This is a genomic window from Pseudomonas sp. FeN3W, assembly GCA_030263805.2.
Taxonomy (GTDB): Bacteria; Pseudomonadota; Gammaproteobacteria; order Pseudomonadales; family Pseudomonadaceae; genus Stutzerimonas; species Stutzerimonas stutzeri_G.
The window spans coordinates 1,604,560-1,619,198 of sequence record CP136010.1 but is presented as its reverse complement, the minus strand read 5'-3'; the positions used below and the strand labels follow the sequence as shown (position 1 = coordinate 1,619,198).

At 62.6% G+C, this 14,639-nt stretch carries 13 protein-coding genes; 10 read left to right on the top strand and 3 right to left on the bottom strand.

Going from position 1 to position 14,639, the window contains the following annotated elements; genetic code table 11:
* Positions 1–259: 259 nt before the first annotated feature.
* The 4 genes from P5704_007665 (at position 260) to moaE (ending at position 2,924) form a co-directional block, all read left to right on the top strand.
* Positions 260–1,648: a PhoH family protein gene (locus tag P5704_007665; GenBank protein ID WOF80340.1), complete on the top strand. Its 1,389-nt coding sequence runs from the start codon at positions 260–262 to the stop codon at positions 1,646–1,648.
* A 99-nt stretch (positions 1,649–1,747) separates the two neighbouring features.
* The gene (gene moaC / locus P5704_007660) at positions 1,748–2,218 is read left to right on the top strand and encodes a cyclic pyranopterin monophosphate synthase MoaC (GenBank protein WOF80339.1); all 471 of its coding nucleotides are present in this window, start codon (positions 1,748–1,750) and stop codon (positions 2,216–2,218) included.
* Positions 2,215–2,463 carry a MoaD/ThiS family protein gene (locus tag P5704_007655; protein WOF80338.1) on the top strand — a complete coding sequence of 83 codons (249 nt, stop codon included), beginning with the start codon at positions 2,215–2,217 and terminating at the stop codon, positions 2,461–2,463. Before moaC ends, P5704_007655 begins: the two co-directional genes overlap by 4 nt.
* A 2-nt stretch (positions 2,464–2,465) precedes the next feature.
* Positions 2,466–2,924, top strand: a complete 459-nt coding sequence (gene moaE, locus P5704_007650) for a molybdopterin synthase catalytic subunit MoaE (protein ID WOF80337.1) — start codon at positions 2,466–2,468, stop codon at positions 2,922–2,924.
* 4 nt (positions 2,925–2,928) lie between these two features.
* Here moaE and P5704_007645 read toward each other — a convergent pair whose 3' ends face one another.
* The 3 genes from P5704_007645 to P5704_007635 form a co-directional block, all read right to left on the bottom strand.
* Positions 2,929–3,093 carry a hypothetical protein gene (locus tag P5704_007645; protein ID WOF80336.1) on the bottom strand — a complete coding sequence of 55 codons (165 nt, stop codon included), beginning with the start codon at positions 3,091–3,093 and terminating at the stop codon, positions 2,929–2,931.
* Between the two features lie 119 nt (positions 3,094–3,212).
* Complete coding sequence (rhlB, locus tag P5704_007640) at positions 3,213–4,646, bottom strand: ATP-dependent RNA helicase RhlB (GenBank protein WOF80335.1); 1,434 nt, start codon at positions 4,644–4,646, stop codon at positions 3,213–3,215.
* A gap of 219 nt (positions 4,647–4,865) precedes the next feature.
* Complete coding sequence (locus tag P5704_007635; GenBank protein ID WOF80334.1) at positions 4,866–5,522, bottom strand: alpha/beta hydrolase; 657 nt, start codon at positions 5,520–5,522, stop codon at positions 4,866–4,868.
* Positions 5,523–5,863: 341 nt separating this feature from the next.
* On the opposite strand from P5704_007635, the gene P5704_007630 reads away from it, so the two are divergent.
* The 6 genes from P5704_007630 to P5704_007605 all read left to right on the top strand — a co-directional run bounded on the left by P5704_007630 (position 5,864) and on the right by P5704_007605 (position 14,591).
* Entirely contained in the window at positions 5,864–6,892 is a 1,029-nt protein-coding gene (locus tag P5704_007630; protein WOF80333.1) for an amino acid ABC transporter substrate-binding protein, read from the top strand.
* 93 nt (positions 6,893–6,985) lie between these two features.
* Positions 6,986–8,170, top strand: a complete 1,185-nt coding sequence (locus P5704_007625) for an amino acid ABC transporter permease (GenBank protein WOF80332.1) — start codon at positions 6,986–6,988, stop codon at positions 8,168–8,170.
* A 4-nt stretch (positions 8,171–8,174) separates the two neighbouring features.
* Complete coding sequence (locus tag P5704_007620) at positions 8,175–9,272, top strand: amino acid ABC transporter permease (GenBank protein WOF80331.1); 1,098 nt, start codon at positions 8,175–8,177, stop codon at positions 9,270–9,272.
* Between the two features lie 9 nt (positions 9,273–9,281).
* Positions 9,282–10,049 carry an amino acid ABC transporter ATP-binding protein gene (locus tag P5704_007615; GenBank protein WOF80330.1) on the top strand — a complete coding sequence of 256 codons (768 nt, stop codon included), beginning with the start codon at positions 9,282–9,284 and terminating at the stop codon, positions 10,047–10,049.
* Positions 10,050–10,174: 125 nt separating this feature from the next.
* Entirely contained in the window at positions 10,175–14,071 is a 3,897-nt protein-coding gene (purL, locus tag P5704_007610; GenBank protein WOF80329.1) for a phosphoribosylformylglycinamidine synthase, read from the top strand.
* 202 nt (positions 14,072–14,273) lie between these two features.
* Positions 14,274–14,591: a YqfO family protein gene (locus tag P5704_007605; protein WOF80328.1), complete on the top strand. Its 318-nt coding sequence runs from the start codon at positions 14,274–14,276 to the stop codon at positions 14,589–14,591.
* Positions 14,592–14,639 lie beyond the last annotated feature (48 nt).

Genomic DNA, 14,639 nt, shown 5'->3' with positions numbered 1-14,639 from the left:
CGCGGCCGAAACACGCGCGCCAAGGCCGTTTGGTCGATTCGTGAAAAAAAGCCGAGTTCAACGGAAAAGTCTTTTGTCTGTCATAACTTTTACGGTATTACCGAATTCAGACCGCCGAACCCTGCGACACAGGTGGCGGCTCCTGGGCAGCCCCGAATCCACCGGCTGCCCTCGTCCGCTCACCTGAATCGCATGGCGGTCACTCTGCAGCGAAGCGCTTTTGGCTCTTCGTTTCTGGCCCCAGAAGAAGGTGATCAGTATGGATGACTACGGCAGACCTCGCGCGACCCAGCCCACGCTCTACGTCCTCGACACGAATGTACTGATCCACGATCCCAATGCTTTGCTGAACTTCCAGGAACATCAGGTCGCCCTCCCGATGACCGTGCTGGAGGAGCTCGATCAACTCAAGACCGGTAAACACAGCGTCGCGGCCGAGTGTCGTCAGGCGATTCGTCTGATCGACAAGCTGCTCGGTGATGCAACGCCGGAAGAGGTCGAGCTCGGCGTACCGATCCAGCGCGGCAAGAGCGGGCCGTCCGGTAGTCTTTCGATCCTCATGAGCAAGCGTGGCGAGCCCAACGCGTTGCCGGAAGATCTGAACGACAACAAGATCATCAACCAGGTGGTCGAGCTGAGCAGACAACGCCCCGACGTGCCTGTGGTACTGGTCACCAAGGACATCAACATGCGCCTGAAGGCGCGTGCCTGTGGCGTAGCGGCAGAGGATTACCATACCGATCAGCTGGTCGATGACGTCGGCCAGCTTTCCCCCGGCTATCACAGCGTCAGCGGCTCGTTCTGGGATCGTGTGAGCAAGGTCGAGACCCACCAGGGCCATGGGCGCACCTGGCATCGCGTGCAACTGACCGACAATCTGCCTGCGGTACACATCAACGAGTTCATCATCGACGAACAGGGCTTCGTCGGCTGGATCAAGGGCATCAAGGCCGATGAGCTGCTGCTGCTCGACCTGCATCAGGAGCCGCTGCTGCATCAGGAAGCCTGGGGCTTGCGACCGCGGGACATTCATCAGGCATTGGCGCTGTTCGCCTTGCTCGACCCGGACATCCATCTGGTCAACCTGTCCGGCGCGGCCGGTTCGGGCAAGACCATTCTTGCGCTGGCTGCAGCCATCGAGCAGACCGTGGTCAGCAAGCGCTACCGGCGCATCATCGCCACCCGCAGCGTACAGGGGCTGGACGAAGACATCGGCTTTCTGCCTGGCACCGAGGCGGAGAAGATGGAGCCTTGGCTGGGTGCGATCACTGATAACCTCGAGGCGCTGCACATGGAGGACGAGAACACCCACGGCAGCATCGACTACATCCTGCAAAAGGTGCCGCTGCAGTTCAAATCGCTGAACTACATTCGCGGGCGCAGTTTCCAGCAGAGCCTGATCCTGATCGATGAATGCCAGAACCTCACGCCGCACCAGATGAAGACCATCATCACCCGTGCGGGCAACGGCTCGAAGGTGATCTGTCTGGGCAACCTGGCGCAGATCGACACGCCATATCTGTCGGCGACCAGTTCGGGCCTTACCTACCTGACCGAGCGCTTCAAGGACTTCTCCCACGGTGTTCACATCACCTTGCAAGGTGTGCCGCGTTCGGTACTGGCCGAGTACGCCGAAGCGCACATGTAGCGGAGAAGCGTGCGGCGATGCCCGGTAGTACCTCTTACGGGGGCGGGTTCATCGCCGACGACTGCGGTAGACTCGTGATTTTCCGATCAGGAGCGCCGAATGCTCACTCATCTCGATTCCCAAGGCCGGGCCAGCATGGTCGACGTCACCGACAAGGTCGTCACCGCGCGTGAGGCTGTGGCCGAGGCGCGTGTCCGCATGCTGCCGCAGACCCTGCAGATGATCCAGCAGGGTGGCCATCCAAAGGGCGATGTCTTCGCCGTGGCGCGCATCGCCGGTATCCAGGCGGCGAAGAAGACCTACGAACTGATTCCCCTGTGTCATCCGCTGCTGCTCACCAGCATCAAGGTCGAGCTGCAGGCGGATAGCGAAGACTGCGTGCTGATCCGCGCGGCCTGCAAGCTGGCCGGGCAGACCGGTGTCGAGATGGAAGCATTGACCGCTGCCAGCGTCGCTGCGCTGACCATCTACGACATGTGCAAGGCTGTGGATCGCGGCATGGTCATCGAAGGCGTGCGCCTGCTGGAAAAACTCGGCGGCAAGAGCGGCCACTGGCAGGTGCAGGCATGATTACCGTCCAGTTCTTTGCCCGTTATCGTGAAACCCTCGGCACCGATGGCGAACGCCTGCAGTGGGATGCTTCGCTCGCCAGCGTGAACGATGTGCGCCAGCGGCTGCTTGCGCAGGGCGGTGTTTGGGACGTGCTTGCCGAGCAGAACCTGATGTGTGCGCGCAATCAGGAACTCTGTGGTCTCGATGAGCCGATCACCGATGGCGATGAAGTCGCGTTCTTTCCCACCGTGACCGGAGGCTGAGCATGGCGGTTCGTGTACAGACGGCAGCGTTCGATCCGGGGGCCGAACTCAATGCGCTGCATGCGGCCAACCTGGGGATTGGAGCGGTCGCAGGGTTTGTCGGTTACGTAAGAGATTTCAATGACGGGCAGGATGTCGCCGGAATGTTTCTCGAACATGCGCCGGGGATGACCGAAAAGGCGCTGGAGAAAATCATCATCGAGGCGGAGCAGCGCTGGCCATTGTTGCGGCTCGACGTGTTGCATCGCGTCGGGCCCCTGGAACCAGGCGAGCCCATCGTCTTCGTCGGTGCGGCGAGCGCCCATCGCGACGCGGCCTTCGATGCCTGTCGCTTCGTGATGGATTATCTGAAGACGCGGGCGCCGTTCTGGAAGAAGGAAACGACGCCGTCCGGGCCGCGTTGGGTGGAAGGCCGCACCAGTGATCAGGCCGCAGCTGAACGATGGCGCGAGAACGGCTGAGCCCTCAATAGAAGGTGATGTACATCTTGAAGGCCAGCGTCGAGAACATGGTGAGCACACCCAGGCCAAGAAGGCCCACGCCCCAGTTCCGGTCTCGGTAGTTGAAGCCTACGCAGAGCAGGATGAAGCCAATGACGATTAGCGACAGTAGCCAGTGCATGCTGTCCATCGATTTCTCCTTGAGTTCCGATCTAGCTACCACTCTAGCCGTTTGAGCTCTTTTGTGGCCTGATTCAGGTCATTGATGGAGGAGGGAGCGGGGCACGGCGAATGCCGTGCCCGATTGACTCAGCGCGAGTGAGGGGGCGGTGCGAGCAGTTCCGCCGGAGGCATTTCGCACTGGATCTTGCGGCCGATCAGCGCTTCGATCGGCGGCAGGGCGAAGGCGTCGTCCTCGCCAGCGAAGCTGATCGACGTGCCACTGGTGCCGGCACGGCCTGTGCGGCCGATGCGGTGCACGTAGTCATCAGGATCTTCCGGTAGCGTGAAGTTGATCACGTGGCTGATGCCGTCGACATGGATACCGCGGCCGGCGACATCGGTCGCCACCAGCACGCGAATCTTGCCTTCGCGGAAGCCTTCCAGCGTGCGAATGCGCTTGTGCTGCGGCACGTCGCCGGACATCTGCGCGGCGCTGATGCCATCCCGGGTCAGGCGCTCTTCGATGCGCCGCACCTCGTCCTTGCGGTTGGCGAAGACCATCACCCGCGTCCAGTCGTTCTGGGTGATCAGGTTGTACAGCAGCTTGTACTTGTCGCTGCCGGCCACGGCGAATACGTGCTGCTCGACGGTGTCGCTGGCAACGTTCTCGGGTTCGATCTCGACGACGGCAGGATTGGTCGTCCACTGCTGCGCCAGATTCATCACGTCATCGGTGAAGGTGGCGGAGAACAGCAGGGTCTGACGCTCGCTCTTGGGTGGCGTCTGCCGGATGATCTGGCGGACCTGCGGGATGAAGCCCATGTCGAGCATGCGGTCGGCTTCGTCCAGCACCATCACTTCGACCATGTCCAGATGCACCTCGCCGCGCTGGTTGAAATCCAGCAGGCGACCGGGCGTGGCAACCAGGATGTCGCAGAACCGCGATTCCAGCAGCTTGAGCTGTTTGTCGAAATCCATGCCGCCGACGAAGCTCATCACGTTCAGGTTGGTGTACTTGGTCAGGTCCAGCGCGTCATTGGCGATCTGCACCACGAGTTCACGGGTCGGCGCGATGATCAGCGCGCGCGGCTCGCCCATGTAGCGATCTTTCGGCGGCGGCGTATCGAGCAGCTGCGTGATGGTGGAAATAAGGAAGGCGGCCGTCTTGCCGGTACCGGTCTGCGCGCGGCCAATGGCGTCTCTGCCGGCAAGGGTATAGCCGAGCACCTGGGCCTGGATCGGTGTGCAGTAGGGGAAACCCAGATCGTGAATCGCATGCATCAGCTCGGGCGCGAGCTTGAAGTCGTGGAAGCGGGTCTTGCCTTCGGCCGGTTCGACCACGAAGTCGTCCAGCTTCCAGGCTGGAGCGGCGGGTTGCGCTGGTTTGCGGCTGCGCTGATGGCGCGGTTTTTCGGCGGAGCGCTCAGCGGGCTGCGGCTTGGGTTGAGTATCGGGTGTCGTTGCTTGCTGCGGGGCCGGGGCGCTGTGTTGGCCCTCGTTGTCGGCGGCGAGCACGCTATCGGCTGTGCTGGCCCGTAGATCCGGGGCCTTGCCAAAGATTTTCTTGAGTGCTTTGAGCACGGTCTTCTCGTCATTTATTAGGAAAGTGTCGCGCGCCAGTGTAATGCAAGACGCATGCATGGCGAAGCCTCGCGCACCGGAAGGCTTGACTTCCAGCCGGACGCACTCGCGCCTCGCTTACGGTTGTGTGGTGCTGCGCGACAGGTCTAGTCCAGGAGAGGCCAGGGGCATGGCCGTGACTGACGCATAGACAGCCGGACCTGGCGCTCGGGAGGCATCTCAGTCAAGCAACGGTGCGAGCCAGTTGCCGATGTCGCGGATTTCCTCCGGGAGCACCTCGTGGCCCATCGGGTACTCGCGCCAAGTGACATTGACGCCGGCGTCGTGCAGGCACTGATAGGCGGCACGGCCCATCGCTGGCGGTACCACATCGTCCCGGCTGCCATGCAGGCATAGCGCCGGATAACGCCGGGCATCTTCGGAAAGCTCGAGGCGTTCGGCAAATGTCGGGGCATAGGTGGACAGTGCGATAACGCCGCCCAGCGGACCCTGCCAGCGCAGAAATGCCGTATGCAGCACCACCGCGCCACCTTGGGAGAAGCCGGCGAGAAAGATGCGTGCCGGATCGATGCCCGCGTCACGCTGCGCTTCGATCAGGGCGATGACCTGTTGTGCCGAGGCCTCGAGTTGCGCGCGATCGATCGCGCGCGCAGGGCTCATCGCCAGGATGTCGTACCAGCTGGGCATGCTCCAGCCGCCGTTGATGGTCACCGGCCGCGTTGGCGCCTGCGGCAGAACGAAGCGAGTGCTATGCAGGCTCTGCTGCAGCGCTTCGGCCACAGGCAGGAAATCATAGCGATCAGCGCCCAGGCCATGCAGCCAGATGATGCATGCATCGGCCACGGCATTGGGTTCGAGGGTCAACGGTTCGCTCATGGATCGGCTCCAGTTGGGGGCAAGTTGCCTCGTCTTGGGGCAATTACGCGCCACTGGCGAGGGAGTAGCGCGAGGTTACCCGCTCGCGCACTTCGATAGAACCCGCGACCTGGCGTATCGGGCTGATTGGCCGGATGAGCTGGTACGCGCCTTGCTAAGTCCAGTTCGACTCAAAAGGGAACGGCCCGCATGAGCGAGCCGAGGCAATGGCACAAAGAACATTGCCGATCATCCACGGACGACTAGACTCAGGTCAGGCTGCGCCGCTTCGCTGCTGCCGGTTACGCATCGAAGGGCATCAGACCCGGACCCGAGAATAAGAAAGCAAACTGGAGGTTTCGATGATTAGGGTGAAATCCACACTGGCTGCGCTGGGTGCAGCGTCACTGCTGGGAATCAGTGGGCTGGCGCAAGCGGGGGCGACCCTCGATGCGGTGCAGAAGAAAGGATTCGTGCAGTGCGGCATCAGTGATGGCCTTCCGGGCTTTTCCTACGCCGACGCAAAGGGGCAATACCTGGGGATCGACGTGGATGTGTGCCGCGCGGTAGCCGCGGCCGTGTTCGGTGACGCCAGCAAGGTCAAGTACAGTCCGTTGACCGCTAAAGAACGCTTCACCGCGCTGCAATCCGGCGAGGTGGACATGCTGTCGCGCAACACCACCTGGACCAGCTCGCGTGATGCGGCGATGGGCCTGAATTTCACCGGCGTGACCTATTACGATGGTCAGGGCTTTCTGGTGAACAAGGAGCTAGGCGTTAAAAGTGCCAAGGAGCTGGATGGCGCGACTGTCTGCATTCAGGCAGGCACGACTACCGAACTCAATCTCTCCGACTATTTCCGCGCCAACAACCTGAAATACACCCCCATCACTTACGACACCTCGGACGAAAGCGCCAAGTCCCTGGAGTCCGGTCGCTGCGACGTGCTGACTTCCGACCAGTCGCAGCTCTACGCCCAGCGCATCAAGCTGGCCAATCCCGATGACTACGTCGTGTTGCCCGAAGTGATATCCAAGGAGCCCCTCGGTCCGGCGGTCCGCCAGGGCGATGAGGAATGGTTCGATATCGTGCGCTGGACCTTGTTTGCCATGCTCAACGCCGAGGAATTGGGCATCACTTCGGCAGATGTCGAAGAAAAGGCCAAGAGTACCAAGAACCCGGACGTAGCCCGTCTTTTGGGTGTCGAGGGGGAATATGGCAAGGACCTGAAGCTGCCGAAGGATTGGGCGGTACAGATCGTCAAGCAGGTCGGTAACTATGGCGAGATCTTCGATCGCAACGTCGGCGCCGGCAGCGAGCTGAAGATCGAGCGTGGCCTCAATGCCCTGTGGAATAACGGCGGCCTGCAGTACGCCCCGCCGGTACGTTGACCAGACGGGGCCGGCTACACCGGCCCCGTTTTCCAAAGGGAGAAGTGCCGCCGGCGCGCACAACGCGCCGGCGGTGCGGTATGAGGACATTCGATGCGAACCATCGACAATCCTAGGCCGGCCGGCGGGTCGTTATTGACCGATCCTCGGGCACGGGCCTGGCTGTTTCAGATTCTGGCTGTAATCACCGTCGTAGCATTCGGCTGGTACCTTTTTCACAATACCCAGACCAACCTTGCCCATCGCGGCATTACCTCCGGCTTTGGTTTCCTCGAGAACGCCGCCGGCTTCGGCATATCCCAGCACCTGATCGACTACAGCGAGAGCGACAGCTACGGTCGCGTCTTCTGGGTCGGGCTGCTCAATACGCTGTTGGTCAGCGTCATCGGGATATTTCTCGCAACGGTGATGGGGTTCATCCTCGGCGTGGGGCGCCTGTCGAGCAACTGGCTGATCCGCCAGCTGGCGACGCTCTACATCGAGATATTCCGCAACATCCCGCCGTTGCTGCTGATCTTCTTCGTCTACTTCGCTGTGATCAGCCCGTTGCCCGGACCGCGCAACAGCCTGAGCCTGTGGGAGGCGGTATTCATCAACAACCGTGGCGTGCAGATGCCTGCACCCAGTGCCGCCGATGGCTTCTGGGCATTCTGGCTGGCATTGCTCGTGGCACTGGTGGCGGTGGTCCTGCTCAATCGCTGGGCTCGGGCGCGTCGGCACGCCACCGGGCAGATGTTTCCGGTGTTATGGACCAGCCTTGGGCTGTTTCTCGCGATTCCGTGGCTGACGACACTTGTCGCGGGAGTGCCTTTCACCTGGGATGTCCCGGAGCTGCAACGCTTCAATATCCGCGGCGGCTGGGTGGTGATCCCTGAGCTGGTATCGATCGTGGTCGCGTTGTCGGTGTACACCGCGGCGTTCATCGGCGAAACCGTGCGTTCAGGCATTCAGTCGGTCAGCCATGGTCAGACCGAGGCCGCTGCTTCGCTTGGGTTGCGCCCAGGACAAGTGCTGCGCCTGGTCATCGTGCCGCAGGCACTGCGGGTGATCGTGCCGCCGCTGACCAGCCAATACCTGAACCTGGCAAAGAACTCGTCGCTCGCTGCTGCCATCGGTTATCCGGACATGGTGTCGCTATTCGCCGGCACGGTGCTCAATCAGACCGGGCAGGCCATCGAAACCATGGCCATCACCATGAGCGTCTATCTAGCCATCAGCATCAGCATTTCGTTGCTGATGAACTGGTACAACAAGCGCATTGCGCTGATCGAGCGGTGAGCGCATGACCATTCATACCTTCAAGCCCGACCTGCCGCCACCGACGATCAGCATCGGTGCGCTCGGCTGGCTACGGGCCAATCTGTTTTCCAGCTGGATCAATACCCTGCTGACGCTGGCGGGGCTTTACCTGCTCTGGTTGATCGTGCCGCCGGTGCTCGAGTGGGCCATCTTCAAGGCCGACTGGACCGGTGAAACCCGCGCCGATTGCAGCCGCGAAGGCGCCTGCTGGGTATTCATCCAGACCCGTTTCGGCCAGTTCATGTATGGCTTCTACCCCACGGAGCTGCGCTGGCGCGTCGATGCGGCAGCCTGGCTGGCGATCATCGGTGCGGCGCCACTGTTCCTGCGACAGATGCCGCACAAGTTGCGCTACGGGCTGGGCTATCTGCTGGTCTACCCGCTGCTGGCCTACTGGCTGCTGCACGGTGGCTTTCTCGGCCTGCAGACGGTGCCGACCAGTCAGTGGGGCGGGCTCATGCTGACGGTGGTGATCGCTGCGGTGGGCATCGCCGGTGCGTTGCCGCTGGGCATCCTGCTGGCGCTCGGGCGGCGCTCGGACATGCCGGCGATTCGCGTGCTCTGCGTGACCTTCATCGAGTTCTGGCGCGGCGTGCCGTTGATCACCGTGCTGTTCATGTCCTCGGTGATGCTGCCGCTGTTCCTGCCCGAAGGCATGAGCCTCGACAAGCTGCTGCGGGCGATGCTGATGGTGGTGTTCTTCGAGGCCGCCTACGTTGCCGAGGTGGTGCGTGGCGGTCTGCAGGCGATCCCCAAGGGGCAGTACGAGGCCGCGGCGGCCATGGGCCTGGGCTATTGGCGCAGCACGCTGCTGGTGATCCTGCCGCAGGCGCTGAAACTGGTGATACCGGGCATCGTCAACACCTTCATTGCCCTGTTCAAGGACACCAGCCTGGTGATCATCATCGGCCTGTTCGACTTCCTCAACAGCATCAAGCGCGCCACCGCGGACCCGGCCTGGCTGGGCATGTCCACCGAGGGTTACGTGTTCGCCGCTCTGGTGTACTGGATGTTCTGTTTCGGCATGTCCCGCTATTCGATGCGCCTGGAGCGCAAGCTGGACACCGGCCACAAGCATTAGGAGTGATATATGAGTGATTCAAACGCGCAGGCCGAGCAGAGCAGCGAGCCGGTCATCCGCATGCAGGGCGTGCACAAATGGTTCGGCCAGTTCCATGTGCTCAAGGACATCAACCTCTCCGTGCGCCAGGGCGAGCGCATCGTCTTGTGCGGGCCTTCCGGCTCCGGCAAGTCGACCACCATTCGCTGCCTCAATCGCCTGGAAGAGCACCAGCAGGGGCGCATCGTCATCAACGGCGTGGAGCTGACCAGCGACCTCAAGCAGATCGAGGCGATCCGCAGCGAAGTCGGTATGGTGTTCCAGCACTTCAACCTGTTCCCGCACCTGACCGTGTTGCAGAACTGCACCCTGGCGCCGATGTGGGTGCGCAAGCTGCCGCGACGGCAGGCCGAGGAAATCGCCATGCATTATCTGGAGCGCGTGCGCATTCCGGAGCAGGCCAACAAGTTTCCCGGCCAGCTTTCCGGTGGCCAGCAGCAGCGCGTGGCGATCGCCCGTGCGCTGTGCATGAAGCCTAAGATCATGCTGTTCGACGAGCCGACCTCGGCCCTTGACCCGGAGATGGTAAAGGAGGTGCTCGACACCATGGTCAGCCTCGCCGAAAGCGGCATGACCATGCTCTGCGTGACCCATGAGATGGGCTTCGCCCGCACCGTGGCGGATCGGGTGATTTTCATGGACAAGGGCGAGATCGTCGAACAGGCCGAGCCAGAGGTGTTCTTTACCAACCCGGTCAATGACAGGACCAAGCTGTTCCTCAGCCAGATCCTGCACTGATCCAAGCCAGGCCAGGCGCGCCGTCGGAGCACGCGGCGCCTGGCTGTGTTCAGCCTTAGCCTCGGCCGCCGTCATGGGCTAGAATACGCGCCCCGACTGCTCCCCCCTCCGAGGCTGTTCCGACGATGTTGATCCTGCGCGGCGCTCCCGCTCTTTCCGCCTTCCGTCATGGCAAGCTCCTGGCACAACTGACCGAGAAGGTCCCCGCTGTCAGCGGGCTGTATGCCGAGTTCGCCCATTTTGCCGAGGTTTCCGGCACGCTCGGCGTGGATGAGCAGAACGTACTGACCCGCTTGCTGAAGTACGGTCCCAGTGTGCCGGTGCAGGAACCTGCCGGGCGGTTGTTCCTGGTGGTACCGCGCTTCGGCACCATCTCGCCGTGGTCGAGCAAGGCCAGCGATATCGCCCACAACTGCGGCCTGGAGAAGATTCAGCGGCTGGAGCGGGGCATCGCCTATTACGTGCAGGGCGAGTTTTCCGACAGCGATGCACAGCTGATTGCCGCGGCGCTGCACGACCGCATGACGCAAATGGTGCTCGCTCGCTTCGAAGAAGCCGCCAACCTGTTCAGCCATGCCGAGCCCAAGCCGCTGACGGCGGTAGACATCCTCGGTGGCGGCCGCGCTGCGCTGGAAAAGGCCAACACCGACCTGGGCCTGGCCCTGGCCGAAGACGAAATCGATTATCTGGTCAGCGCCTTCCAGGGCCTCAAGCGCAATCCGCACGACATCGAATTGATGATGTTCGCGCAGGCCAACTCCGAGCATTGTCGCCACAAGATCTTCAACGCCAGCTGGGACATCGACGGCGAAAGCCAGGACAAGTCGCTGTTCGGCATGATCAAGAACACCTACCAGATGCACAGCGAGAACGTGCTGTCCGCCTACAAGGACAACGCGTCGGTCATCGTCGGCCACATCGCAGGGCGTTTCTTCCCCAATCCTGAGACCCGCCAGTACGGCGCGGTGCAGGAGCCGGTGCATATCCTGATGAAGGTGGAAACCCACAACCACCCGACCGCCATCTCGCCGTTCTCCGGTGCTTCCACCGGCTCCGGTGGCGAGATTCGCGACGAGGGTGCCACCGGCCGCGGCGCCAAGCCAAAGGCCGGTCTGACCGGTTTCACCGTCTCCAACCTGAACATTCCCGGCTTCGAGCAGCCGTGGGAACAGGCCTATGGCAAGCCGGAACGCATCGTCACGCCGCTGGACATCATGATCGAAGGCCCGCTGGGCGGCGCCGCGTTCAACAACGAGTTCGGCCGCCCGGCGCTGACCGGTTACTTCCGTACCTTCGAGCAGTTGGTCAACACGCCGCGCGGCGATGAGGTGCGTGGATATCACAAGCCGATCATGCTCGCCGGCGGCATGGGCAACATCCGTGAAGATCATGTGCAGAAGGCCGAGATAACCGTTGGCGCCAAGCTGATCGTGCTCGGCGGCCCGGCCATGCTGATCGGCCTGGGCGGCGGCGCCGCCTCCTCGGTCGCGACCGGTGCCAGCTCGGCCGATCTGGATTTCGCCTCGGTGCAGCGCGAGAACCCGGAAATGGAGCGCCGCTGCCAGGAGGTCATCGACCGCTGCTGGCAGCTGGGCGACCAGAACCCCATCGCCTTCATCCATGACGTTGGCGCCGGTGGCATCTCCAACGCCTTCCCGGAACTGGTCAACGACGGTGGCCGCGGTGGCCGCTTCGAACTGCGCAACGTGCCCAACGACGAGCCGGGCATGGCCCCGCACGAGATCTGGAGCAACGAGTCCCAGGAGCGTTACGTGCTGGCCGTCAGTGCCGCCGATTTCGAGCGTTTCCAGGCCATCTGCGAACGTGAGCGCTGCCCGTTCGCGGTCGTCGGTGAGGCCACCGAGGAGCCGCAACTGACCGTCACCGACAGCCATTTCGGCAACACTCCGGTGGACATGCCGCTCGAAGTGCTGCTCGGCAAGCCGCCGCGCATGCACCGCAGCGCCAGCCGCGAAGCGGAGCTGGGCGACGATTTCGATGCGTCTGCGGTGGATCTGAACGAAGCTGTTACCCGCGTGTTGCGTCACCCCGCGGTGGCCAGCAAGAGCTTCCTGATCACCATCGGTGACCGCAGCATCACCGGCCAGGTGGCGCGCGATCAGATGGTCGGTCCTTGGCAGGTCCCTGTCGCCGACTGCGCCGTCACGGCTACCAGCTACGATGTTTACACCGGTGAAGCCATGGCGATGGGCGAGCGTACGCCGCTGGCGCTGCTGGATGCCCCGGCGTCGGGCCGCATGGCCATTGGCGAAACGCTGACCAACCTGGCAGCGGCGCGTATCGAGAAGATCTCCGACATCAAGTTGTCCGCCAACTGGATGGCCGCCGCCGGTCACCCCGGCGAAGACGCACGGTTGTACGACACCGTCCGCGCCGTCGGCATGGAACTGTGCCCGCAGCTGGGCCTGACCATTCCGGTGGGCAAGGACTCGATGTCGATGAAAACCCGTTGGAGCGAGGAGGGCGCCGAGAAAAACGTGACCTCGCCGATGTCGCTGGTCGTTTCCGGCTTCGCCCCGGTCACTGATGTCCGCCAGACGCTGACCCCGCAGCTACGCCTGGACAAGGGCGCAACGGACCTGATCCTGATCGACCTGGGTCGCGGGCAAAACCGCATGGGCGCTTCGATTCTTGCGCAGGTTTATGGTCAGCTCGGTCGCCAGGCACCTGACGTCGATGATGCCGAAGACCTGCAGGCATTCTTCGCCGTGGTCCAGGGGCTGAATGCCGATGGTCTGCTGCTGGCTTACCACGACCGTTCCGACGGAGGTCTGCTGACCACAGTCCTGGAAATGGCGTTTGCCGGCCACTGTGGTCTGAATCTGAATCTCGATGGCCTGCTGGAGAGCGCCGCAGATGTCGCACAGATGCTCTTCAACGAGGAGCTTGGTGCGGTGATCCAGGTGCGTCAGGACGACACCGAGATCGTGCTGGCGCAGTTCAGCGCAGCCGGTCTGGGTGACTGTGTCGCGGTCATCGGTCAGCCGGTCAACAATGGCCATGTGTCGATCAGGCACGGCGAGAACGAAGTCTTCGCCGGTGAGCGCCGTCTGCTGCAGCGCCAGTGGGCAGAAACCAGCTATCAGATCCAGCGTCTGCGCGATAACGCCGAGTGCGCCGATCAGGAATTCGACGCGCTGCTCGAAGAGGACAACCCGGGCCTCAGCGCCAAGCTCAGCTTCGACGTGAACGAAGACATCGCTGCGCCCTACATCAAGCGTGGCGTTCGTCCACAGATTGCGGTGCTGCGCGAGCAAGGCGTCAATGGCCAGGTGGAGATGGCGGCGGCGTTCGACCGTGCCGGTTTCGCCGCGGTTGACGTGCACATGAGCGATATCCTTTCCGGGCGTGTCAGCCTCGAGGAATTCAAGGGGCTGGTCGCCTGCGGTGGCTTCTCCTACGGCGACGTGCTCGGCGCCGGTGAAGGCTGGGCCAAGTCGGTTCTGTTCAATGCGCGTGCTCGGGATGGCTTCCAGGCCTTCTTCGAGCGCAAGGACAGCTTCGCTCTCGGCGTGTGCAACGGCTGCCAGATGATGAGCAACCTGCACGAGCTGATCCCGGGCACCGAGAACTGGCCGCACTTCGTGCGCAACCGCTCGGAGCAGTTCGAAGCACGGGTGGCGATGGTCCAGGTGCAGGATTCGCCATCGATCTTCCTGCAGGGCATGGCCGGTTCCCGCCTGCCGATCGCCATCGCCCACGGCGAAGGCCATGCGGAGTTCGAGAGCGAGGAGGCCATGCTGCAGGCGGATCTGTCCGGCACTGTGGCGCTGCGCTTCGTGGATAACCACGGCAAGGTGACCGAGCGTTACCCGGCCAATCCGAACGGCTCGCCGCGTGGCATCACCGGTCTCAGCAGCCGCGACGGCCGCGTGACCATCATGATGCCGCACCCGGAGCGGGTCTTCCGCGCCGTGACCAACTCCTGGCGCCCTGACGAGTGGCAGGAAGACGGTGGCTGGATGCGCATGTTCCGTAACGCGCGGGTCTGGGTCGACTGACCGGCCGGGTCAATCTGGCCACTCCCGAGAGCCCGTCGATAGCATATCGGCGGGCTTTTTCATTTGTGACGAAGGTCTATGAACCGGCAGCGCAAAGCGTCGTCTGAGCTATGACGCGACGCACTATTCGTCGCGCACACGGATGGCAGAATGCCAGTTCGTTCGGCCAGTCGAGGTCGGGCTCATCTGCACGGAGAGGTCGATGTACAAGCTGTGTTTCTATGTTCCAGACAGTCATCTGGAAGCGGTCAAGAAAGCAGTGTTCGCCGCGGGCGCTGGCCGCATCGGCGCATATGACAGTTGCTGCTGGCAGGTGCAGGGGCAGGGGCAGTACCGGCCGCTGGAGGGGAGCCAGCCATTTATCGGGCAAACCGGGCAGGTACAGCACGTTCCCGAGTGGAAGGTCGAAATGGTTGTGGCGGACGAGCTGATTCACGACAGCGTGAAGGCAATGAAGAAAGCCCATCCCTATGAAACGCCAGCGTTCGACGTCTGGCGTTTGTCCGACATGCAGTTCTAGCCAGTTGCTCCGCATGCCTGCCTGTCTTGACGGTTGCGGCGGTCAGGC

What these genes read in the sequence shown, in the direction of transcription:
- P5704_007665 (WOF80340.1), top strand. Translation starts at nt 260, where the DNA reads ATGGATGACTACGGCAGACCTCGCGCGACCCAGCCCACGCTCTACGTC.
- moaC (WOF80339.1), top strand. Translation starts at nt 1,748, where the DNA reads ATGCTCACTCATCTCGATTCCCAAGGCCGGGCCAGCATGGTCGACGTC.
- P5704_007655 (WOF80338.1), top strand. Translation starts at nt 2,215, where the DNA reads ATGATTACCGTCCAGTTCTTTGCCCGTTATCGTGAAACCCTCGGCACC.
- moaE (WOF80337.1), top strand. Translation starts at nt 2,466, where the DNA reads ATGGCGGTTCGTGTACAGACGGCAGCGTTCGATCCGGGGGCCGAACTC.
- P5704_007645 (WOF80336.1), bottom strand. Translation starts at nt 3,093, where the DNA reads ATGGACAGCATGCACTGGCTACTGTCGCTAATCGTCATTGGCTTCATC.
- P5704_007635 (WOF80334.1), bottom strand. Translation starts at nt 5,522, where the DNA reads ATGAGCGAACCGTTGACCCTCGAACCCAATGCCGTGGCCGATGCATGC.
- P5704_007630 (WOF80333.1), top strand. Translation starts at nt 5,864, where the DNA reads ATGATTAGGGTGAAATCCACACTGGCTGCGCTGGGTGCAGCGTCACTG.
- P5704_007625 (WOF80332.1), top strand. Translation starts at nt 6,986, where the DNA reads ATGCGAACCATCGACAATCCTAGGCCGGCCGGCGGGTCGTTATTGACC.
- P5704_007620 (WOF80331.1), top strand. Translation starts at nt 8,175, where the DNA reads ATGACCATTCATACCTTCAAGCCCGACCTGCCGCCACCGACGATCAGC.
- P5704_007615 (WOF80330.1), top strand. Translation starts at nt 9,282, where the DNA reads ATGAGTGATTCAAACGCGCAGGCCGAGCAGAGCAGCGAGCCGGTCATC.
- purL (WOF80329.1), top strand. Translation starts at nt 10,175, where the DNA reads ATGTTGATCCTGCGCGGCGCTCCCGCTCTTTCCGCCTTCCGTCATGGC.
- P5704_007605 (WOF80328.1), top strand. Translation starts at nt 14,274, where the DNA reads ATGTACAAGCTGTGTTTCTATGTTCCAGACAGTCATCTGGAAGCGGTC.